The organism is Oceanobacillus sp. E9, from assembly GCF_001741975.1.
Classification (GTDB): domain Bacteria; phylum Bacillota; class Bacilli; order Bacillales; family Amphibacillaceae; genus Oceanobacillus; species Oceanobacillus kimchii.
In genome coordinates, this window is the sequence record NZ_LSNA01000008.1 from 280,381 (window position 1) to 302,737 (window position 22,357).

The following is a 22,357-nucleotide window of genomic DNA, read 5'->3' on the forward strand; positions in this document are numbered from 1 at the left end:
GGCTAGAATTACATATCTAGATTTTTAAACAAGAGCATTTCTACTTTTTCTAAATGATCATACATTGCGTCTCTCGCTTCATTTGGTTGTCTATTTTTTATTGCCTGATATATGCGTGCATGCTCTTCATATAGCGCATCCGCTCGGTCTTCTGAATATAATAAAATCTGTCTAGTTTCTCGAATTGTCTCTGACATCAAATCAGACACACTGCCCATTAAATGGATTAATAAATCCATATGTGTCGCTTGGGCAATCGCTAAGTGAAATTCTGTATCTGCTTGTTCTGCTAATACGTCATCCCCTTTAGCATTTTTCATTACGTTTAATGCTTCTTCCATCTTGTCTAAATCTAACTGTTCATAGCTGGTAGCAGCATACCTCGCCGTACCACCTTCAAGTATTTTACGCACTTGATATAATTCTTTTACATCATCTTGTTTCATGAGAAATGCTGTACTTACAGGTAGTGTGAATCTTTTTGGATTAAAGGTATTAATAAATGTACCTTCACCTTGCCTCATTTCTACTAATCCCATAGATCTTAAGCCACTTAGTGCTTCACGAATAGCAGATCTTCCTACTCCAAAGTTTTGTGCTAATTGTTCTACAGAATCTAGTTTATCTCCAGGCTGTATACGTCCTTGTTTAATCATATCTATTAATGAATCTGCAACTTGTTCATATATTTTTTTGGATTTAATACGTTTATACTCCATTTATTTCAACTCCTCATCGCTTGAGACCATTTTAATGGAAACGAACCGGTTTGAAAAGCTGATGGTAAGGACCACGATAATCTATAAAAAGAAATGAGCAATAATAAATCCAACGATTCCAACAATTAATGCATAAAGAATGGCAGGAAGTAAGGTCTTTCGTATAATATCCCCTTCTTTACCACTCAGCCCTACTACGGCACTAGCTGCAACAACATTATGCACACAAATCATATTGCCAGCTCCCGCTCCAATTACCTGAGCTGCAAGCACTGCATTTACATCCAATCCTATTTGATTCGCTACACTATATTGAATCGGAGAAAATGTAAGTGTAGATACCGTAGCACTTCCTGTAATGAAAGAACCTAATTCTCCTAAAAATGGCGCAACAAGCAACCAAATAAATCCTAATGAATTTGCTAATGATTCTGCAATGTATTGTGGCATGCTTGCTAGTTCATTGAGATTCATTCCCGAATTCGTAAATACATGAACCATTGCTAAGGTAGCAATTAATGAAATGGATGTTGTCTTCATGGTTGATAGTGAGTCTTTAGATGCGGTTAAAAAGGTCCGGAACGATTTTTTATGTAAAAATACAGATAGAACCGCTGCCACTGCCAATATCGTACCTGGCGAGTACAGAAACTCCCAATTGGATGAAACACCTTCTACACCCAAAATATTCGTCCAAGATAAATCTATTGCTGATTGTGTATATTCGGTTAGCCAAGGAATAATTCTAGTCATAAGTAACAAAACAACGACAACAACATACGGTGACCAAGCTGCTATAATACCCATCTCTGATTTCTTTTCCTTAACCACAAACCCTTCTCGCACAGCCTCTCTCCACGTTTCTTTTGGTAATATCCATCCTTTTTTTGCTGTAAGTGTAGCGATGACTAATGCTGTTAGCGAAGCCAATATGGCAACAAATTCTTGTCCAAATACAACTGCATATAATAAAGCAGAACCTGTATAGGAGAGACCAACCACTAGAGACCATGGAAGCATAGGTAAAGCTTGCTTGAGACTTTTGTTTTTTCCAAAGAAGATGGTTAATAATATAACCAATACAAATGGAATAAAGGTACCAGCAAAAAGATCCAATGTTGTTACCATGATACCGATATCATCATAGAACGTAGCATTTGCTATAGGAACATTACTTAATCCAACGGCAATCGGTGTTCCTACAGCTCCAAAAGCAACCGAAGCACTATCCGCTACTAAAGCAATTGTAGCTGCTGCCAATGGCCTAATACCTAGTGCTACTAACAAAGGTCCGGTTACCATTGCAGGAGTACCAAATCCCGCTGCCCCTTCAATTAAAGCCCCAAATAAAAAAGCAACAATAATCACTTGAACTCGCATGTCTGCTGAAATACTTTGAAAACCTTGATTAATTCGATCAACTGCTCCCGTATTGCGGAGAGTATTCAACAATACAAGTGCTCCAAATAAAATCCATAAAATAGTTAATGTTTTATGCGTCCCCTGGAAAATAGATGATACAATAACTTCCCCTTCCATTCCCCATACAGTAATTGCGAATAAAATTACAATTAACGCACTCCACGTCATTCCTTTTGTTGCCGGAAAACGTAATAACACTAAAAAAATAAACGGTGCAATAATCGCACTTAGTGCTATAAGTAAATACATCAAAACCCCTCTTTCTCCCCAATGAAGCGATTTCATAGATGACAAAATAAATAAGGTCATCTGATGACCTTATTTATAGTTTACTCTGATATTTATAAGAATTCAAGATAGTATTATATTATTTTTTCTATGATTCTTCCTTCCATTTAGAAAAATTACAACTATAATAAACTCTTGTTTATTCTATATATTATCTATTTAAAGTAGCATACTCTCAAAAACCTAGCCACTTCATCAACAACCGCAAGCAATTTAAATTAAGGTGGTTGTTTTGTATCAAAACAACCACCTTATGATTATTCATCTGATATAAGCCCAAAGTCAAAATATCTTGCTGCATTGTAGTAGGATATATCTTGAATAATCTTTCCTAGTAATTTTAGGTCGTAAGGAACTTCACCGTTATAAACCCATTCACCAACCAGGGAGCAAACTAAGCGCCTAAAGTATTCATGCCTAGGATACGATAAAAAGCTTCTTGAATCGGTAAGCATACCAATAAATTGGCTGAACACACCAATATCTGCTAATGTTTGCATTTGTTTTATCATCCCTGATTTTGTATCATTAAACCACCATGCTGTTCCAAATTGGAGCTTTCCTGGAACTCTCCCACTTTGAAAACTTCCGATTATAGAGGCAATAACAGGATTATCATTTGGATTAAGGGAATATAAAATCGTTTTTGGAAGTCTATCCTTCTTTTCAAGCTCATTTAATAGATTTACTAATGGTTTAGAAATTACTTCGTCATTCATGGCATCGTATCCAGTATCTGGTCCAAGATAATTGTACATTCTAGAATTATTATTACGCAATGCATTTATATGATATTGCATTACCCATTCTTTTTCTGCATATTGTTCTCCTAAAAATACTAGTGTGAAGCTCTTAAAATCACTTTCTTCTTTAAGAGAAATTTTCTGACCACTAATAGCTTTTTCATAATAATTGCTGGCGTTTTCTTTCGTTGTTTCCGTAAACATCATCGTATTTAATGCATGATCAGAGACTCTGCATCCATTTTGATGAAAATAATCTATTCTAGATCTAAGAGCTCTTAAAAAACCATCATATGTTTTTGTAGAATGAGAAGTAACTTTTTCAAGCAAATCTACATAGTCAATAAACCCATCCTGATTTATTTCTATTGCTTTATCTGGCCGAAAACCGGGTAACACCTTTACCGAAAATTCGTCATCTTCAACTAACATCTGATGAAAGGATAAGTCATCAATTGGATCGTCAGTTGTACAAACGACTTGTACATTAGACCGATTAATTAAATCTCTAACACCAAAATCATCACGGATTAAAAGTTTATTTACCTTCTTCCAAATTGATGGTCCGGATTCCTTATTTAAAATTTCATTTATACCAAAATATCTTTGTAACTCAAGGTGAGTCCAATTATATAGCGGGTTACCAATTAATTTAGGAACTGTTTCAGCCCAAGCCATAAATCTATCATAATCATTTGCATCACCAGTTATAAGTGACTCATCTACACCTGCTGCTCGCATCGCTCTCCATTTATAATGATCTCCATACAGCCAAACTTCTGTAATGTTTGAATACCTTTTATTCATATAAATTTCTTTTGGACTTAAATGGCAATGGTAGTCAATGATTGGCATATTTTTAGCATAATTATGAAATAAATCTTCTGCAATATTGTTGCTTAGTAAGAAATTATCATCCATAAACTTTTTCACCATAAATCCTCCTTTATAGATCTAATGTTTCCACATGTTTACCTATATGTTTAATAAGATATTCACGATAAACATCTTCATTTTCACTTAGCATCGAATATATTTCATCCTTAAAAAGAGAACTCTCATTTCTATTTGCAGTTAAAATCAATCCGTACGTGATATGCAGTAATTGTCTCGCATTATCATCATTAAGATACTCAGAAAGCATTGAATCCTTTGTGTCTTCAAGAGGAGTAATCGCTTCAAAATTTGGAGTAATGTGATAGTATTTCAAAGCCTGCTCTACATTTTTTTCAGCATAAGCATGTATCTTTCTATATAACGATGGATTCTTATTCGCAATTACCCTTAATGCCTCTAGCCATGAAGTACCGGCTGTTTTAATGTGTAAAATCCTTTCTGTATGCTTTGAAATAATTGGAAATACAGAAAATTTATCGCTTCCGGAATGAATGCTTAATTTATAACCAAAATGTTTTGCAATATCTACATGTTCACTTAGTTCCTTTTCAAATTGATCTATATCACCAATATAGTCAATTCCTTTTTGAAACTCTCCACAAAATCTAGGAGCAAGACTGGTTACTTCAACTTGAGACTTTCGCAACTCATTTGCAACAAAAAAATGTGCTTCTGGAGAAGTAATCGCCTCTGTTTCATCAATCGATATTTCAAAATCAAAATCTCTATCTAAATGTCGAACATAAGTGTTAAATACATGTATCATGTAAGCAACCGCTTTTCCGTATATTAAAACATTGCGCATAACATCAATTTCATTAACTGCTATTTTTCTCGTTTTGAGAGAAAACACTTGATTGGAATAGGTATTAAGGTAATATTTTTTAAGTTTTACATCTAGCTTCGCAAATTCATCTTGCACTTGTTTTTTAGATGCTGACTCCACGTCTTTTTGAATATAATCTGAGCAATCTAGTGTCAGCATGGTTACTCCTAATTCTAGTGAACGTTTAATATCTTCCTCTTTTTTAATATGGTCTGCATCTATCCCAAACCCGTCTTTATATCCTTCTTGAAATACGGCAAATGTTGCTGTATCAATCATATCTTCCATAGTACGTTTTGTTAAAGTTAGCTCGCGGATACTTTGCTGACCTAATATCGGTTTTACATCTCGATTTTTAATTGCTTCAATGTGACCAGGGGAAGCTATTCCAAGTCGGTCACCGAGCCCTATAGTTGCTGTGTTTTTTCCAAATGCACTTGGTACTGTATAATCAAAATAGCGATTTAACACCAATCGATTATGGTGAGTCAACGGACAAACTTTACCCTCATCACCAATTTCTTGCCCATTTAATTCTCTATATAATGGTCCTTCACCCGATGCTAACAAAAATTTGTTAGCGCTTTCTTTTATCATCAAAAGAAATGTTCCTTGATAATGTGTAAATGATCGTTTGTATATTTTTATGTTCTCAGTTCCCTCTCCAATTTCACCTAATTTTAAATTACTTAATAAAGTTTCTATGGAAAACTACCCCTTTCTTTTACTACATAATAACAACGTTGTTATTTTATAATAATACAAATATTTAGATTTAACAACCTTTTCTAAAAAATGTTTAATATAATTCATGCTTAATTGCTAAAAACAGTTAGATGGGTGCAAGGGTGGAACCATAAAAGAATTCACAAAAGTACAAATGCAAGTTACTTTATTGTTTAAAAGGCGTAAAATTTCTGTGTTACAAGGAAATATCCGATCAATTGCATAAATAAGGTAACCTTAATTAGGTCACCTTATTACTTACTATTCGCGCTTTTCCGCAGCAATAAGCAAAAACATTGGTCTTCGGTTTTCATGCACCATTTCAGGAATTTGGCATATCAATTCTTCCGTTGGCCCTGGCTCTACGACATTATTGATCCGAAAGCCGGCTTTAATTAATTGATTTATATAAGTCGATAACGTTCGGTGATATTTTATTACTTCCCCATTTAAAAAAGAAGTCTTTCTCTTCCCTTCATACTGATAATTATCTACTGCCCAATATAATGGTTCACTAGAATCGCTTATGTAAATCCAATCCTGGTCGTTTCTTGATGTAAAGATCGGATGCTCTACAGAAAATATAAATGTACTATTCTTCTTTAAAAGATTGTACACCTTTGTGCAAGCCTCATCAAAAGATTGAATATAATGAAATGCTAAGGAACTAATAATAATATCAAAGGATTGATTAGAAAACTCCATATCTTCAATTGCAGAGTTTACATACCTTATTCCATCGTCATTGGTTAATTCATTGGCTTTCGTGAGCATTTTCTCTGAAATATCTATTCCAACGACAGTACTTGCACCTTGAGTTCGGGCATACCTACAATGCCAGCCATATCCACAACCTAAATCGAGAACACTTTTGCCTCCCATTTCAGGTAGAAGCTTTTGGAACTCTGGCCATTCTCCAGCTGCAGCAAGCCCACCCCTCGACCTTGCCATCTCTGCATATGCTTTGAAAAATGTCGGGTCATCATATTTATTTTGTTTCATGTTATCACCTTTATATTTGTTGTTTTATTTCACTGGTTAGCAACCAAATGGTATCTCTTTGCAAATTCTCGATGGTAAACATATTTGATAGTATTTTCTTCTTTCTCTAGTTTCCTGCTTTCGATGTGTACCCCCTTTGATAATAAAGCAATTAAAAAGAAATTTGATATATCTAAATTCATTAAAATATGTCTAAGGAGTGTGGTAATCGTGGGAAAATTAACGTGGCACATTATGCTAAGTATCGATGGCTATTATGAAGGAATTGCAGGTGACTTATCCTGGCATCACGTCGATGATGAGTACCATTCTTTTGCTTTTCAAAACCTTCAACAAGCTGATCTTATTCTATTTGGTAGGAAAACATATGAACATATGGAAGCTTACTGGAATACAGAAGTAGCACTAGATGATAACCCGTCTATTGCAAAAATTATGAACGAAAAACCTAAACTTATTATTTCGAAAACTCTGACTGAAGCAAATTGGAAGAACACTACATTGTTAGGCTCAGATTATCAAAATAGTATTGAGCAATACAAGAACAGTAACGAAAATATCGTTTTATTAGGAAGTGGAGATCTAGCCCTATCGCTTATCAAAAATGATATTATTGACGAGTATCAATGTATCTTTAATCCCGTTATATTAGGTGGTGGAAAGAGACTGTCTCACAGTCACTCAAAAGAATTAAAATTAAGTTTAATGCATCGGTTTAAGTCAGGAAATGTTCTTCTGCAATATAAATAGTATAAAAGTAAGACCTAATTACTTTGAAACTCATGTTTTAATAGGGACATTACATGTAGTGATTCATATGTTTCTCCTACTTTCAAACACTCTCGTAATGTTCCTTCTAAAGTAAATCCTTCTTTTTTGTAAATATTAATTGCTTTTTTATTATCGGTTTTTACATCTAACCACAATCGATGCGCTTCAAAGGAATTAAACGCCCATACTTTAATTAAGCTCAATGCTTCTTTGCCAATGCCTTTATCTTTTTCTTCTATGGCAATACGGACGAGCTCTATACTTTTATTCGTACTGGTCAATCCTTTTAAAATAATAAATCCGACATTGCGATTCGTAATTTTCTCAACAACAATCAAATAATAGGAATCCTCCTCTTGCATAGTCTTGCGATGCTGGTCCTCTGTCCAAGGTAGAATATGAGGTTTGTTCTCTTCACTATTCTCTACGTTTGTTATATACCCTATATCATTGTTCGTTGCTTCTCTTATGTATATTTGATTCGACTGAAATATCACTTTCTCCTCACTTCCATTCATCCTTATACTAAATTAATATTATTTTATCTTTATAATACTACTTTTTCAATTATTTATTAAATTGTTTCGAATTATTAATAATTAAATTATAAACAGGTTGATAACTTGTATATTGTTGTCATCTGTTATAAATTGTTATGGTGTTTATCATTTTGGTTTAATAAATTTTAATAGATTGAAAGAGGTATAAATATGGAACAAACATGGAAGGAACAATGGTTTGGAAACATCAAAGGAGATATATTGGCAGGAATCGTTGTCGCACTTGCTTTAATTCCTGAAGCGATTGCCTTTTCTATAATTGCAGGTGTAGATCCAATGGTTGGACTTTATGCATCCTTTTGTATTGCAGTGATGATTTCATTCGTCGGCGGACGTCCTGGAATGATTTCTGCAGCAACTGGCGCAATGGCATTAGTAATGGTAACTTTGGTAGCTAATCACGGAATTGAATATTTGTTAGCAGCTACAATTTTAACGGGAATTCTTCAAATCTTATTTGGCATTTTTAAATTAGCACGCTTTATGAAATTTGTTCCTAGAACTGTAATGACAGGATTTGTTAATGCTTTAGCAATTCTTATCTTCACCTCACAATTACAGCATTTTGTAGGCGAGACATGGATTATGTATGCTTTAGTAGCCTTAACTCTAACAATAATTTATATTTTCCCTCGAATAACGAAAGCTGTGCCATCTACTTTAGTAGCAATTATTGTTGTTACAATTATTGCATTAACAATGAATATAGGTGTACGTAATGTTGGCGATATGGGAGAGTTAACACAATCTTTACCTATGTTTGCTCTACCTAATATACCACTAAACTTTGAGACATTAATGATTATCTTGCCGTATGCCCTCGCTTTAGCAATTGTTGGGATTCTGGAATCATTATTAACAGCCAATATTATTGATGATATGACAGATACGGAAAGCAATAAAAACAAAGAAACCAGAGGGCAAGGAATTGCTAACATTGTAGCAGGTTGTTTTGGAGGTATGGCTGGATGTGCCATGATCGGACAATCCGTTATTAATGTGAAGTCTGGTGGAAGTGGGCGACTATCTGCATTTGTTGCTGGTGTGTTCTTAATGTTCCTTATATTAATTTTAGGAGATATCGTAGTTCAAATTCCAATGGCAGCTCTAGCGGGAGTAATGATTATGGTATCAGTGAGTACATTTGATTGGAATTCGGTACTACACATTCACCGTATTCCACGTACTGACGCTATAGTAATGATTGTTACTGTTGGTACGGTTGTATTAACTCATAATCTTGCATACGGAGTTCTTGCAGGGGTCCTTCTCAGCATGATATTCTTCGCTGCGAAAATCTCAAAAGTAAACGTAATTAAAACATTAAATCATGACACACGTTATTATAAAGTACAAGGTCCGCTATTCTTTGCATCCGTTACGGACTTTTTATTACAGATTGATTTTCATGACAGTGTAAATAATATAGAAATCGACCTAAGCGAATCTCATTTATGGGATGATTCTGCAGTCGGTGCATTAGACAAGATTAAAACAAAGTTTGAGGCAAACGATATTGTTGTACGAATTAGAGGTATGAACAAAGAGAGTACACAACTTCTTCAATCAATGGATAAGCTTTCGAATAATTCCATGCACTAACATAGAGAAACGCATATCCGACAAAGGGATATGCGTCTCATTTATAACATCTTCTCATAACGGCAGTGTTCGTGATTAGTTCCTTTATAATCATAGCCAAGGTTTTGATAAATGGAATTAAGCTTTTCGTTATTTTCTACACAATCTAGGCGAATGCGTTTCATTCCTTGTGTTTTTGTATATGTTTCCATCCAGGCAATGACATCACGACCTAGACCTGTTCCTAATCGAGAGTAATCAACGGATAGCCTATGTAAGTAAAAGGCATCATCGCTGGATTGCCCCCAAATATTTTTATCCCAAGGATTTTGAATTTCATATAGCGTAAAGGTTGCTATTAAATCGTCACCTTCTTTAACTACAAACGTATTCTCATCCTCAATCGCCTGTTTAATTTCTGGATCTTCTCCGCCTTCATTTAGAAACTCCCATTGTTTTAAACGACTCTCCTGTAACCATGAAGAGACTCCTTTCAACAAGCGAACAATGCCTTTCATATCATCCTTTTCTGCAATGTAAACGTGTTGATCTTTATTGATAGAACCTATATGTTTAGACATTTTTATTTCCTCCTTAATCCTATTAATATTCGACATGAATTAAGAAGATTCCTGCTATTTTTACCGAAGTATTTATAAATGATTATATATACTTATGCATACAAAAAAGCAGGGGACCTCCCCTGCTTTTGCTTATACTATAGATAAACCCATCTCCGTATCATTTACTGTTACTTGCTTCATATTCTCTTTTTCTAAAAATTGAATACTGTTAACAATTAATCCCTCATGGATTAGAGAATCGAATTCTGATAAAATCCGCTCTGCATTTTCATTGGAATTTACGTACACATCCACACGTTGTTCAACTGGAAGGTCAAGTTCTTTACGATATGTTTGTACCGCACGAATAAACTCTCTTACAAAACCTTCTTCCTTTAACTTCTCCGTCAAGTTGGTATCCAATAAAAGCACAAATCGATTGCCTTCAAATAATTGATATCCTTTTTGGCCTTTTTTCTCTACTATAATGTCTTCTTTTTCAAGAGTGGCCTTACTACCATCTTGAAGCTCAACAGTAATTGTACCGTCCACTAAGAATGCTTCTTTTTCTTGTTCCGTAAAGTTTTCTACTTTTCCTTTTGCTTGGCCAACTTGTTTACCCAGTTTTGGTCCAGCAACTGGGAAATTAAGTTTCATCTCTGTATCCAAGAAATCAGCAGTGTCTTTCTTAAAACTAACTTGTTTTACATTAATTTCCTCTTCAATAATAGAGGTATATGCCTGTAACCCAGATTGAAGTTGGGCGTCATTTGGTACAACCACTAGTTCTGCTAGAGGTTGCTTTGTTTTAATGTTTACTTCATTACGGAGTGAACGTGCTCCCTCAATGACTTCAAGCACCCCCTGCATATCTGCTTCTAGTTTCTCATCGATTGCATCTTCGTCCGCTTTCGGGAAGTCCGATACATGAACACTGTCCCCTTGCAGATTTGTATAAATATCATCTGCAACGAATGGTGTATATGGCGCCATTAACTGAGTGAGTTTTGTTAGTACTTCGTGCAATGTAGTGAAGGCAGCTTTCTTATCTTCATTCATGCCACTGCTCCAAAAACGCTGTCTAGAACGACGTACATACCAGTTACTTAATTCATCTACAAATAACGCAATGGATCGAGCACCTTTTGTAATATCATATTGATCGAGACTTGTGGTAACTTCTTTAATCACCGAATTTAATCGGGACAGAATCCAATGATCCATTGTCGTTTTAGCATCACTTGCATGTTCTTCAACAGTAAATTTATCAATGTCAGCATACATAGAGTAGAATGAAAACACATTTAATATGGTGTCAATCACTTTTGATTTTGCTTGACTAACTGTCTTTTTTGAGAAACGCTTATTATTCCATGGTGAACTGTCAGCAAGTAGTGCCCAACGAAGTGCGTCTGCACCAAACTCTTCAATAAGTTCTACAGGATTTAAAGCATTCCCTTTACTTTTAGACATTTTTTGCCCATGTTCATCTAGAATATGGCCAAGCGACAATACTCGTTTGTACGGTGTTTTTCCGGTAAACAGTGTAGATACCGCTAGGAGACTGTAAAACCAGCCACGTGTCTGATCGACACCTTCAATAACCACATCCGCTGGGAATTGTTTATTAAATAGTTCATCGTTTTCAAACGGGTGATGATACTGTGCAAATGGCATCGATCCACTGTCGAACCAAACATCAATAACTTCTTTCGTACGATGCATTTTACCGCCACATTCACAGTCAAACGTAATTTTATCAACATATGGTTTATGCAATTCAATATCTTCTGGTACGTCACTATCTGCAAAAGTACGTAATTCTTGGATTGAGTGAGGAGATTTTTGTTTACCACAATCATCACATACCCATACATTTAATGGTGTTCCCCAATAGCGATTACGTCCAATATTCCAATCGACCATATTATCTAAGAAGTTACCAAAACGCCCATCACGCATATGGTTCGGGAACCACTCAACAGATTGATTATTTTCCTGCATTTTTTCTTTTACTGCAGTGGTTTTAATGAACCAACCTTCCATTGCATAGTAAAGTAATGGTGTATCACATCTCCAGCAATGAGGATAGCTATGCTCATATTTTTGCTTTTCATATAGTGTTCCATCTTTTGCTAGCATTTTAATGATATCTACATCGCTATCCTTCACAAACTGTCCTACAAGTGGAGCGATTTCATCCTTATATCTTCCTTTTGAATCGACTACATTTACAAAATCCATCCCTTTTGCCTGGATAGCATTATAGTCGTCTTCCCCATGTGCTGGGTTTAAATGAACAATACCCGTACCACTTGTATCGGTAACAAAATCTGCACCGATAACGTAATGACCATTATCTAAAGAAATAAAGTCAAATGGAGCTTCATAATTGATACCGATTAAATCTTCTCCAGCTAGTTCTTCTACCACTTCATACGCTTCACCTAGAACAGAGTTCACTAACGATTTAGCAACGACATAGATTTCTTCACCCTGTTTTGCTTTTACATAGGTCATTTCCGGATTCACCGCTAACGCAACATTTCCGGGTAATGTCCAAGGAGTTGTTGTCCATCCAAGGATAAATTCATTTTCTTTGTCACTAACTCGGAATTTAGCAGTTACGGATAAATCCGTCACATCTTTATAACCTTGTGCCACCTCATGAGAACTTAAAGATGTCTCACAGTTTGGGCAATATGGAACTACACGATGGCCTTTATAAAGTAAATCTTCATCATGAATAGTAGCAAGGATATTCCAAACAGACTCAATATATGGGTTATTTAATGTTTTGTATGGATTTTCCATATCTACCCAATACCCAAGCTTATCCGTGAATTCCTTCCATTCATTTTCATAAACAAAGACGCTTTCTTTACATTTCTCAATAAATTTCTCTACACCGAACTTCTCAATATCATCTTTTCCGCGGATATTAAGCTGTTTTTCTACTTCTAATTCTACTGGTAGACCATGTGTGTCCCAGCCTGCTTTACGTAATACTTGATAACCAGACATTGTTTTGTAACGGGCAACAAAGTCTTTTATCGTACGACCTAGCGCATGGCCAGCATGTGGCATTCCATTTGCCGTTGGTGGTCCTTCATAAAATACATACGTTTGTTGACCTTCTCTATTTTCAATGGAGCGTTGAAACGTTTTATTGTCTTTCCAATGTGCCCTCATGCTTCGTTCACGTTGTGCGTGATCCATTCCATTCACCTCTTCATTAAATTAAAAAAACTCGAATCCACCACGTAGAATCGAGTATTACCATTATTAGACAAAAATAAAAAACCATCGTAGCGGTTTTTTCTAATTAGCACTACGTACCATCATACGCGTCCAAGATATCGGTTGGAGACCGTCAAAGTTTACCAGTAACCGTTCAACTTTGCTTCTCGGAGATGATTTTCATTAAGCTTCTCACCATTGACTTTCAGCTATTGTCAACTCTCTGTAGATAAGACGTTCCTAATTACTCGTTCTCGTCATCGAATTCATCATTTTATTGACCGTAAGAATATAGTATCGAATGCAAGAAAGAAAGTCAATATAATGAACTAGGAAGCATCTTGATATAGTTTTACATGCGTTGGTTTTAATACAAAAAACATATACATTATCGATAATATGAACATTGAAATTGATAAACTAACGATTGTACCACGCAATGATATAATATCTGCCAGTAATCCTACCGCTAGAACAATTAATACTTGCAACGTACTTTGAATCAAATCAAGGATACTCGTCACTCTCCCCATTAAATCAATTGGGATATTGTTTTGATAAAACGTCATCATTCCAGCATTTAAGAATACAAGAAAGAAACCTAAAATGATAAACCCAATCGTAATCGATATAAAAGACCAAGAAAACGCGTATATGATATATCCAATTGCCACAAATGTTAATCCCACAACAATCATCATTCGTAAAGATAACTTATTAGAAATGATCGATAGCAAAATTGCACCGGTAACTGAACCAATCCCTGTAATACTAATCAATAACGTATAATCCACTTCCGACAGACCAACCTCTTGTTGAGTAAAGACTACTTCTTGTGCATCCATGGCAAATGTACATAATAATACAACAATGAAGCCTAGATATATACCAGTTACATATCGGTTATGTTTCATAAAGTTCTGGACGACGGTGAAATCTTTCATAACTTGTTTGATTGTCAATTGTGGAATCTGCTCTGCACGCTTTCTTTCTTCCGGCAACGACCATAATAGACCAGCAGACAGTAAGAAAAAGATCGCATTAATCCATAATGTTACATCAATAGAAGTCGCATAGATTAATGCTCCTCCAATAGACGGGCCAATAATAAAGGCACCAGAAGATGCAAAAGCGCGAATAGAGTTAAACCTTTTTCTCATGTTTTTCGGTACGACTATTGTAATATATGTCATCGATGCCGGGTTAAAGAATGCCTTAGCAATACTTAATATTATTAAAACACTATATAACAAAAACAAATTATCCATAAATGGGAGAATGAATATAAATATACCTCGAATTGCATATGTAGACATCATCACTTTTCGCTTACTACGATAATCAATAAAACTCCCTGTCCAAAACTTTGCAAATATATTTGTCAATGGTCCGATTAACCACAATGCAGCTACTGCTGCTGCAGACCCTGTCATTTGAAATACTAGAATATTGATCGCAACTAAGTAAATAAAATCACCAATATTTGCAATTCCAATAGAAGTAAGAAGTAAAGAAGGATTCTTCCATTTTTGTAGGTTCATACCATCACCTCAATCATTCCGATATAGTTTTATATTCTATACACTGCTTAATAATCCCTCTACATTCACAAAATGTTCTTTTTTATAGCATAGTGAAAAAGACCAAAAGCGCAAGCGCCCGTTTAGAAATGTAGCGAGTGCGCCCCCTGTTTTTTAGGGGGGTGGTTCAACGAAGGTCGAACTTCCTCTTTCCTTTGAGATAAAGGAATCACGGTGAGGGACGAGCCGTAATGACTTTCACCGCAAGGGTATAAGTGCGGCTATGCCTCATAAAGAACATTCGGCAAGTCTTCTGTATCGTAGGGCGATTTCGTGAAGTCGCCTAGTTTTTGGGCGCTGGAGATGGACGTGGCAATTTCTATCTACAAATATGAGGTCCAAATTTATATACTGTCTTACCTGTAAAAAAAACGCATGTAATATGATAAGTGGTCATCATATTACATGCGCTTCCTAATTAAATATTTTCTTGTCTTAATGTTTCAATAATATTATCGTCCTTAATTTTCGAAATCGAATATAACATAGCTACACTAACAATGACAAATACAGCCAATATAGCAATTGCAATATTTATCCAAGGTATGGAGAACGAATAAGAAAAAGTATTCTGTGTTTGATTATAAATTAAATACATAACACCTATACTAATCGGCAACCCGTATAAAAGAGACTTCAATCCATAAAAAACACTTTCAAATTGAATCATTTTACGGAAGGCTTTAGGTGTCATTCCAATCGACTTCATGGTTGCGAATTCTCTTCGACGTAATGCCACACTCGTTGATATTGTATTAAAGATATTCGCGACAGAAATCAATGTGATTAAAGTAATGAATCCATAAACAAATATGGAAAGGATTAGTGTCATCTGTCTATCTTGTTGTTCATAAAAATATTGGTTGGCTATATTAAGTTCACTTGCCACTTCTAATTCTTCTATATGCTCTTGTGTACTTACTGGATCTTCCGTTTGAATATATAATGTCATTCCATCTGGTTGATAATCTGTCTGTTCATCAATGTTAGCCAATGTCTTTTCAGATACTACAAAAAATAATGTGTCCGGTGAGGGATAAAAATTACCCATCGGGAAATGATCGGCTAGACCAGCTATATCTATTTGGGATACTCTTTCAAAAGAAACTTCTCCAGTCTCTTCATCGTAATTTTCTTGAGCTGCTATCACCGAATCTCCAACTTCTGCATCAAGTACTTCTGTTTCTACATACTTACCCTGATTATCATCTGGATAAGATACATGATTAATCAGTATACCTTCTCCTTCATCTATATCACTGTATGAGATTCCATTTTCTTCGGCATAATCTTGTAAAGCTTTATCATCCAAAGCAATAAACTGCATGAAATATTGTACTCCTTGATCACTAATATAATCAGAAGCATTTTCCAAAGAAGTAATTGGCTCCCCTGCCATTTCCTCTTTTACGATTCCACTCATATTCATTTTTTGATACATGATCGTGTTGTTTACTTCTTGAAGTCCTTGGATATTATCCATTACTTGTTTCAATTCTTCTACTCCACCATAACCAGTAGATGAAGAAGCTGCTATATCATAATTTAATTGATTTGATTGTAACTCAAATGATTTTGTCATTGTGTTGGAAAAATACCCTACGGATAAAAATAAAACTATACTCACAATCAAAGATAAAACTGTAACATTATACCGTTTCTTATTTCGTTTAAGATTTTTTAAAGCTATTTCCGCCTCGTAGCCAAATATTTTTCGCACAAGTGGATTTGCTTTTACTTTTTTCTTAGTTAGTTTTATATCTTTCGATTGACGAATAGCATCAATCGCCGTTACTTTTGAGGCACGAATTGCTGGAATATATGCTGAAATCATAATCGTGATAAAAGAAATTACAACCGCAATTCCGATCGAGCCAAACGAAGCAATGAGCTGTAAATCCACATCAAACTGTGCTTCCGAAAGGATACGATTAACAAAGTATAAAGTAATGCCGATCCCTAAAAGTCCTGCTCCAACTCCCAAAGGAATACTAATTAAACTAATAATAATTCCTTCAAAAAATACTGAATTCCGCTTTTGTCGTTTTGTCGCCCCAATACTAGATAACATTCCTAAGTAACGTGATCGTTCTGATACTGAGATGGCAAATGCGTTATAAATCAAGGCAACAGAGCCAATCATGATAATGACAATGATAATCGCTATTAAGCCAAAAACAGTTGTCATTGCTCCTTCGTTCGGAGATACAACATATGCTTCGAGAAGGTTGTAATTAAATTCAATTTGATTTTGGTCTATGTTTTGATTCTTAGCAAACACTGGAATAGCATCAAAAAGCGAAGTTGAGATATCATTGCTTTTCACAAAGACGGTTACATTTTCCTCTGTGGCGAGAATGTCCTCATCAATATACGAAAGCATACTATATCCCGGTGCCCAAGAATAATCCCATAAAGGCTCTTCTATCGTACCGACAACTGTAAACGTATATTCTTCTGTATTTCTTAACTCTTCTTCCAATTCACCTTCGGCCACGGAAGCTGAAGTATTTTGATTTAGTGGGCCTTCCCCTGCCATTTCTTCAGATAATGAATAACGTTTTCCAACTTCTAAATGGATTGTATCTCCAATTTCCTTATCATAGCCTGACTGTAATAACACTTCAGATAGAACAACTTCGTTTGGTTTCTTAGGAAGTCTACCATCCTGTAATTTCACTTGAAATTGGTCCATTCCTGCTTTATTTAATTGATGCACATACACATATGGTTTACTACCTTCTCCTTCTAGTGGTGCAAACCCGAGTTCGTTCATAAGAGCAATAGATTCCGTTTTATCATGATCTTTCACTGCTTGATATTGTTCTTCATTTAAATCGTTATAGCTATAATGCCATTCTCCTGTATTTTCAATAGTTTGACGCTGATTTAAATCTAGAAAGGACAGACCTAACGTTGCAACTGCGGTAATCATAGCTACCGAGATAATTACTCCTATAATGGTTACAAGTGTTCGTCGTTTATTTTCTTTCAAATGCCTTATCGTTACTTTATTTACGATATTCACGGACGGATCACCTCATCCTTAGCAATCCTTCCATCTTCAATTGAGATAACACGATCTGCTTGTAGTGCAATTCGATCGTCATGTGTAATAACTACAAGTGTCTGGTTATAAGTTCGATTAAACATTTTCAATAAATCCACGATTTCCTTACTATTTTCACTATCTAAATTCCCTGTTGGTTCATCTGCTAAAATAATAGAAGGGTTACTAATTATTGCTCTTCCTATCGAAACACGTTGTTGTTGCCCTCCTGATAATTGATTAGGCAAGTACTCGATACGTTTTTGTAAACCTAAAATGTCTACAATCTCTTTAAAGTGTTTTTGATCCACTTTATGAGAATCTAATAGTAATGGCAATGTAATATTCTCTTCAACTGTTAGTATTGGTAGTAAATTATAGAATTGGTATATCAATCCAATTTGCCTTCTTCGAAAAATCGCCAATTGTGTTTCATTCAATTGATACATGTCCGTTCCATCTACGAATACCTTTCCTTCTGTAGGACGATCTACGCCTCCAAGTAAATGAAGTAACGTAGATTTACCAGAACCGGATGGACCAATAATTGCTACAAATTCTCCTTTGTCGACAGAGAATGATATATCATCTAGTGCTTTTACCGCAGTGTCACCTTTCCCATAAACTTTAGACAAGTTTTCTATTCTTAACATTTCCATGTGAATCTTCCTCCTCGTATTGCTTTATCTTTATCATACTTGTCCAAAATGACGGCTCAGTGACTAATTCAGTGACAATATTGTCACCTTCTAAATCAAATCACTTGTTTATATAATTTTATAGTAAACGTTGTTCCCCTTCCTTCTTCACTTACTACTTCAATATCGCCGTGTTGATTTGTAATAATACTATGCGCCATTGCTAATCCGATTCCTACGCTTCCATCTATGGCATTTCCACCTTTATAAAACCGCTTAAAAATATAAGGAATATCTTGTTTTGCAATTCCCTTCCCAGTATCCTGTATGATAATCTCTGTATAAAGTGCATTCTCTTTAAAGCTTATGGCGATACGTTCAGCCTCAGGTGTATGCTCAATCGCATTTTTCATAATATTAATCAACGCTTCTTTCGTCCAATTGTAATCCCCTAAAAAAGTAACTTCTCTATCACCTAGCTTTTGGAAACTGATGTCTTTTAGTTCCAGCGGTATTTCCAAAGAAGCAATGACTTCATCAACTAGATTAGATACAATTACTCGTTCCTTCGCAAACTGAATGGTACCTGCGTCTATTTTTGATAACTTTAATAAAGAAGACACCAACCAGTCCATACGTTCAAGTTGTTTACGAATATTATGTGTGAACTCCAATCGTTTATCATCATCCATCGTCTCATCACTAAGTAATTCTGCCATTACCGTCATCGATGTAAGTGGAGTTTTTAGCTGATGAGAAATATCAGAGATAGCATCTGTTAATTTTTGTTTATCTTTTTTTAGGTCTTCACGTTGCTCAGATAGCATTAAGCTCATTTTATAAATATCATTTTTTAATATGCTCAGTTCTCCTTCCCGATTATCCCGTACATCAAGTGACATATTCCCAGCTGATATTTGTCGCAAATAATGAGAAAGTTTTTTAATTTGTTTATATCTCCAGTATGTCATCCATAAAAAAACAGTAATAATTAGAGAAGTCGATACAAAAACAAATACAGCAGCTACAGTCGAAATAAATGATATCGAAATCGTACTAATTATTAGAATGCCAATTGAGATAAACAAATATCTCTGAACCTCATTATTTCTTAACATGTGTATTTACCATCCTATATCCCATCCCTCGAACAGTCTCAATTACTGTAGGATGTTGTGCATCATTTTCAATCTTTTTTCTTAGGCGCTTAATATATACGGTTAATGTATTATCGTTCACAAAGTCACCAGCCACATCCCATATTAATTCAAGCAATTGTTTTCTAGACAAAACTTGTCCACGATGGTTAACGAAAATCATTAACAAACGATATTCTAAAGCTGTTAATAGTATTTCTTCTGTCCCTTTATATACTTTTCCTTCCAATGTATGAACGTTGATCGGACCAATAGGAATAATGCTGGATGATTGGTCATTATTTATTTTACTTCTTTCATATCGCCGAAGTACTGTTTTTATTCGAGAGATTAATTCACGAATTCGAAAAGGCTTCGTTATATAATCATCAGCACCCATATCAAGCCCCATAACAACATTTACTTCATCATCCACTACCGTAAGAAAAATCACCGGGATATCTGCTTGTTGCTTCACCATTTCACAAAGTTCATAGCCGCTCCCATCAGGTAAGGACAAATCCAACAAGCACAATGATATATCATCTAAATCATTATTTATTTTCATCTGTGCCTCTTGAACTTTATGGCAAACCATCACATCATAGCCTTCTTGTTTTAACGAGTACTCTAATCCTGCCGCAATGGTCTTATCGTCTTCCACAATTAATATATTCATATTATATTCATCCACCTTTAAGGTTTTAGCATTTCTTTTATTCTACATTTTTTCTCTTTAATTATCATCCTCACTACAATCGATTGCTAACATTTATGAGTTACCATTTCCCCTTACTCTTCTGCACTCTGGACACTCAGCAATCAAGCCTGCAGACTAAAAAAAACTTACCTCCTAAGAGATAAGTTTTTTGCACTTAACCGCTATTTAAAAATCATATTTGTCATCTTTTTCTTCTCGAATTTTTTGAAATGCACGCGTTACATCTATGGAGTCTTCCACTAATCGTTCGATACGGAATTGTACATCGACATTAGTGATTTCTTTTTGATAAAAATCTTTTTCTTCAATAAATACATAGGTTTGTACAATTGTTGCTTTCATGTAACCAAGAATCGGTTTCAAATGTTGTTCTACCGTTAGAAAATGCTTGGTCGAACCTGCTGTCACAATTATACTTACAACTTTATCTTGGAAAGCTTGCACTGGTAAAAGGTCAAAGATATTTTTCAATGCACCAGGTATTGATGCTTGAAATATTGGGGTACCGATAATAATTATATCTGCTCCCATTAGCTCTTTCGCAACATATCCTGTATCACCTGTATAGTCCAAATAGTTTCTGCCATCACTAATTTGCACGTCATAGTCCGCTAAGTCAATGAGTGAAATATCTTCCTCTGGATATTTTTCTTTAAACTTATCTATCGTAAAATTCATTGCCGTTCTCGTTTTTGATCCAACTACCGACCCTGATAATCCTACTATCTTCACGACACGTCCTCCTATTTCTTCGCTGTATATTTTCGTACTTGAGGTAGTATCTCATTACCAATGTATTCAATATTCCGCTCCAAGTTTTCAAATGGAACACCGCCGAAATCCATTTGGCCAATGTATCGTTGGTGACCAAACATTTCATGTTGATAAAGAATTTTCTCGACAATTTCTTGAGGACTACCAATATTCATTACATCTCTTGGGTCTGCCCCTTGAGCAAAATGTTGCTTCGGAAACCCTCTTCCGTTTGAAAGCTTCATTCCTTCGTTAATAAAAGGATACATTTCACGTTGAGCTTGCTGTGTTGTTTCCGCAGCATAAAAGAATCCTGCTGTAGCAATTGGAAGTTGTTCAGGATCATGTCCCCCACGACGTGCAGCTTCACGGTACGCATCTATGGATGTTTTAAAACTTTGTGCTGGTCCTCCAAGCATCGCTAAGAACATTGGCACGCCAGCATAACCAGCTTTAATGGCACTAGCGGGAGGTCCTCCGACAGCACGCCAAATAGGCATACTTCCTTCTTTCGGACGTGGAAGCACTTTAGCGTCTTTTAAAGGGGCACGAAACTCCCCTTCCCAGTTTACAACTTCATTTTCATTAAGCTGTAATAATAAATCCAGCTTCTCCTCATATAATTCTTCATAGTCACGTAAATCATAGCCTAATAACTCAAAAACTCCCACTCTAGATGCCCGTCCAGCAATAATCTCTGCACGTCCACCAGAAATAAGGTCTATCGTCGCAAAATCTTCATAGACTCTTACTGGATCTAATGTACTAATGATTGTAGAAGAACTAGCGATTTTTATTTTCTCTGTTGCCTGTGCAATGGCGCCCAGTACAACCGAGTGTGCTTGCGTAGCAAAATAATCTTGATGACTCTCACCGACACTAAAAAAATCTATCCCTGCTTGTTCTGCAAGTTGAGCAAGACGAATAATCTCATTTAATCGCTGTTCAGCAGAAATGCGCTTATTCGTGTTTGGATCTGTCATATGATCCCCTAATGTATATAAACCAAATTCTAATCCTTGGTTCGGATTAATACGATATTTCTCCATTACCAACACCTCTAATATTTTGAATTGTCGCTGTACCATATTTTCTATTAATGCTATTATGAATGATATAGTGTTATTTTAGAAGTACGCACC

General features: G+C 35.4%; 17 protein-coding genes. 2 read left to right on the plus strand and 15 right to left on the minus strand.

Annotated elements, in window-relative coordinates; translation table 11 throughout:
* Window positions 1-8 precede the first annotated feature (8 nt).
* The 5 genes from AQ616_RS15080 to AQ616_RS15100 form a co-directional block, all read right to left on the minus strand.
* Window positions 9-719, minus strand: coding sequence for a FadR/GntR family transcriptional regulator (locus tag AQ616_RS15080; RefSeq protein ID WP_069686150.1), 711 nt, complete (start codon window positions 717-719; stop codon window positions 9-11).
* Window positions 720-800: 81 nt separating this feature from the next.
* Complete coding sequence (locus AQ616_RS15085; RefSeq protein WP_069686151.1) at window positions 801-2,390, minus strand: L-lactate permease; 1,590 nt, start codon at window positions 2,388-2,390, stop codon at window positions 801-803.
* A 296-nt stretch (window positions 2,391-2,686) separates the two neighbouring features.
* Window positions 2,687-4,105, minus strand: coding sequence for a glucuronate isomerase (gene uxaC, locus AQ616_RS15090; protein WP_017795434.1), 1,419 nt, complete (start codon window positions 4,103-4,105; stop codon window positions 2,687-2,689).
* Window positions 4,106-4,118: 13 nt separating this feature from the next.
* Window positions 4,119-5,600 (minus strand): tagaturonate epimerase family protein, encoded by a 1,482-nt coding sequence (locus AQ616_RS15095; protein WP_069686152.1) that lies wholly within the window; start codon window positions 5,598-5,600, stop codon window positions 4,119-4,121.
* A gap of 282 nt (window positions 5,601-5,882) precedes the next feature.
* On the minus strand, window positions 5,883-6,623 hold the full coding sequence (locus AQ616_RS15100; RefSeq protein ID WP_017795432.1) for a class I SAM-dependent methyltransferase: 741 nt from the start codon (window positions 6,621-6,623) through the stop codon (window positions 5,883-5,885).
* Between the two features lie 210 nt (window positions 6,624-6,833).
* On the opposite strand from AQ616_RS15100, the gene AQ616_RS15105 reads away from it, so the two are divergent.
* Window positions 6,834-7,373 (plus strand): dihydrofolate reductase family protein, encoded by a 540-nt coding sequence (locus AQ616_RS15105; RefSeq protein ID WP_017795431.1) that lies wholly within the window; start codon window positions 6,834-6,836, stop codon window positions 7,371-7,373.
* A gap of 14 nt (window positions 7,374-7,387) precedes the next feature.
* Here the strand turns inward: AQ616_RS15105 and AQ616_RS15110 are convergent, their stop codons facing one another.
* Complete coding sequence (locus AQ616_RS15110; protein ID WP_069686153.1) at window positions 7,388-7,891, minus strand: GNAT family N-acetyltransferase; 504 nt, start codon at window positions 7,889-7,891, stop codon at window positions 7,388-7,390.
* Window positions 7,892-8,104: 213 nt separating this feature from the next.
* Between AQ616_RS15110 and AQ616_RS15115 the strand changes: the two genes are divergently transcribed.
* Window positions 8,105-9,556 (plus strand): SulP family inorganic anion transporter, encoded by a 1,452-nt coding sequence (locus tag AQ616_RS15115; protein ID WP_017795429.1) that lies wholly within the window; start codon window positions 8,105-8,107, stop codon window positions 9,554-9,556.
* Between the two features lie 41 nt (window positions 9,557-9,597).
* On the opposite strand, the gene AQ616_RS15120 is transcribed toward AQ616_RS15115, so the two are convergent.
* The 9 genes from AQ616_RS15120 to AQ616_RS15160 all read right to left on the minus strand — a co-directional run bounded on the left by AQ616_RS15120 (window position 9,598) and on the right by AQ616_RS15160 (window position 22,264).
* On the minus strand, window positions 9,598-10,116 hold the full coding sequence (locus AQ616_RS15120) for a GNAT family N-acetyltransferase (protein ID WP_017795428.1): 519 nt from the start codon (window positions 10,114-10,116) through the stop codon (window positions 9,598-9,600).
* Window positions 10,117-10,248: 132 nt separating this feature from the next.
* A complete protein-coding gene (ileS, locus tag AQ616_RS15125; RefSeq protein ID WP_069686154.1) occupies window positions 10,249-13,317 on the minus strand; it encodes an isoleucine--tRNA ligase in 3,069 nt (1,022 codons plus the stop codon).
* Window positions 13,318-13,667: 350 nt separating this feature from the next.
* On the minus strand, window positions 13,668-14,879 hold the full coding sequence (locus tag AQ616_RS15130; RefSeq protein WP_069686155.1) for an MFS transporter: 1,212 nt from the start codon (window positions 14,877-14,879) through the stop codon (window positions 13,668-13,670).
* 457 nt (window positions 14,880-15,336) lie between these two features.
* Entirely contained in the window at window positions 15,337-17,946 is a 2,610-nt protein-coding gene (locus AQ616_RS15135; RefSeq protein ID WP_069686156.1) for an ABC transporter permease, read from the minus strand.
* On the minus strand, window positions 17,943-18,626 hold the full coding sequence (locus AQ616_RS15140) for an ABC transporter ATP-binding protein (protein WP_017795424.1): 684 nt from the start codon (window positions 18,624-18,626) through the stop codon (window positions 17,943-17,945). The genes AQ616_RS15135 and AQ616_RS15140 overlap by 4 nt, the downstream gene beginning before the upstream one ends.
* Before the next feature lie 95 nt (window positions 18,627-18,721).
* On the minus strand, window positions 18,722-19,723 hold the full coding sequence (locus tag AQ616_RS15145) for a sensor histidine kinase (protein WP_069686157.1): 1,002 nt from the start codon (window positions 19,721-19,723) through the stop codon (window positions 18,722-18,724).
* Complete coding sequence (locus AQ616_RS15150; protein WP_069686158.1) at window positions 19,710-20,420, minus strand: response regulator transcription factor; 711 nt, start codon at window positions 20,418-20,420, stop codon at window positions 19,710-19,712. The genes AQ616_RS15145 and AQ616_RS15150 overlap by 14 nt, the downstream gene beginning before the upstream one ends.
* Before the next feature lie 207 nt (window positions 20,421-20,627).
* A complete protein-coding gene (locus AQ616_RS15155) occupies window positions 20,628-21,194 on the minus strand; it encodes an NADPH-dependent FMN reductase (RefSeq protein ID WP_069686159.1) in 567 nt (188 codons plus the stop codon).
* A gap of 11 nt (window positions 21,195-21,205) precedes the next feature.
* A complete protein-coding gene (locus AQ616_RS15160; protein ID WP_017795420.1) occupies window positions 21,206-22,264 on the minus strand; it encodes an LLM class flavin-dependent oxidoreductase in 1,059 nt (352 codons plus the stop codon).
* Window positions 22,265-22,357: the final 93 nt, after the last annotated feature.

What these genes read in the sequence shown, in the direction of transcription:
- AQ616_RS15160 (WP_017795420.1), bottom strand. Translation starts at nt 22,264, where the DNA reads ATGGAGAAATATCGTATTAATCCGAACCAAGGATTAGAATTTGGTTTA.
- AQ616_RS15140 (WP_017795424.1), bottom strand. Translation starts at nt 18,626, where the DNA reads ATGGAAATGTTAAGAATAGAAAACTTGTCTAAAGTTTATGGGAAAGGT.
- AQ616_RS15115 (WP_017795429.1), top strand. Translation starts at nt 8,105, where the DNA reads ATGGAACAAACATGGAAGGAACAATGGTTTGGAAACATCAAAGGAGAT.
- AQ616_RS15120 (WP_017795428.1), bottom strand. Translation starts at nt 10,116, where the DNA reads ATGTCTAAACATATAGGTTCTATCAATAAAGATCAACACGTTTACATT.
- ileS (WP_069686154.1), bottom strand. Translation starts at nt 13,317, where the DNA reads ATGGATCACGCACAACGTGAACGAAGCATGAGGGCACATTGGAAAGAC.
- AQ616_RS15080 (WP_069686150.1), bottom strand. Translation starts at nt 719, where the DNA reads ATGGAGTATAAACGTATTAAATCCAAAAAAATATATGAACAAGTTGCA.
- AQ616_RS15085 (WP_069686151.1), bottom strand. Translation starts at nt 2,390, where the DNA reads ATGTATTTACTTATAGCACTAAGTGCGATTATTGCACCGTTTATTTTT.
- AQ616_RS15100 (WP_017795432.1), bottom strand. Translation starts at nt 6,623, where the DNA reads ATGAAACAAAATAAATATGATGACCCGACATTTTTCAAAGCATATGCA.
- AQ616_RS15130 (WP_069686155.1), bottom strand. Translation starts at nt 14,879, where the DNA reads ATGAACCTACAAAAATGGAAGAATCCTTCTTTACTTCTTACTTCTATT.
- AQ616_RS15150 (WP_069686158.1), bottom strand. Translation starts at nt 20,420, where the DNA reads ATGAATATATTAATTGTGGAAGACGATAAGACCATTGCGGCAGGATTA.
- AQ616_RS15145 (WP_069686157.1), bottom strand. Translation starts at nt 19,723, where the DNA reads ATGTTAAGAAATAATGAGGTTCAGAGATATTTGTTTATCTCAATTGGC.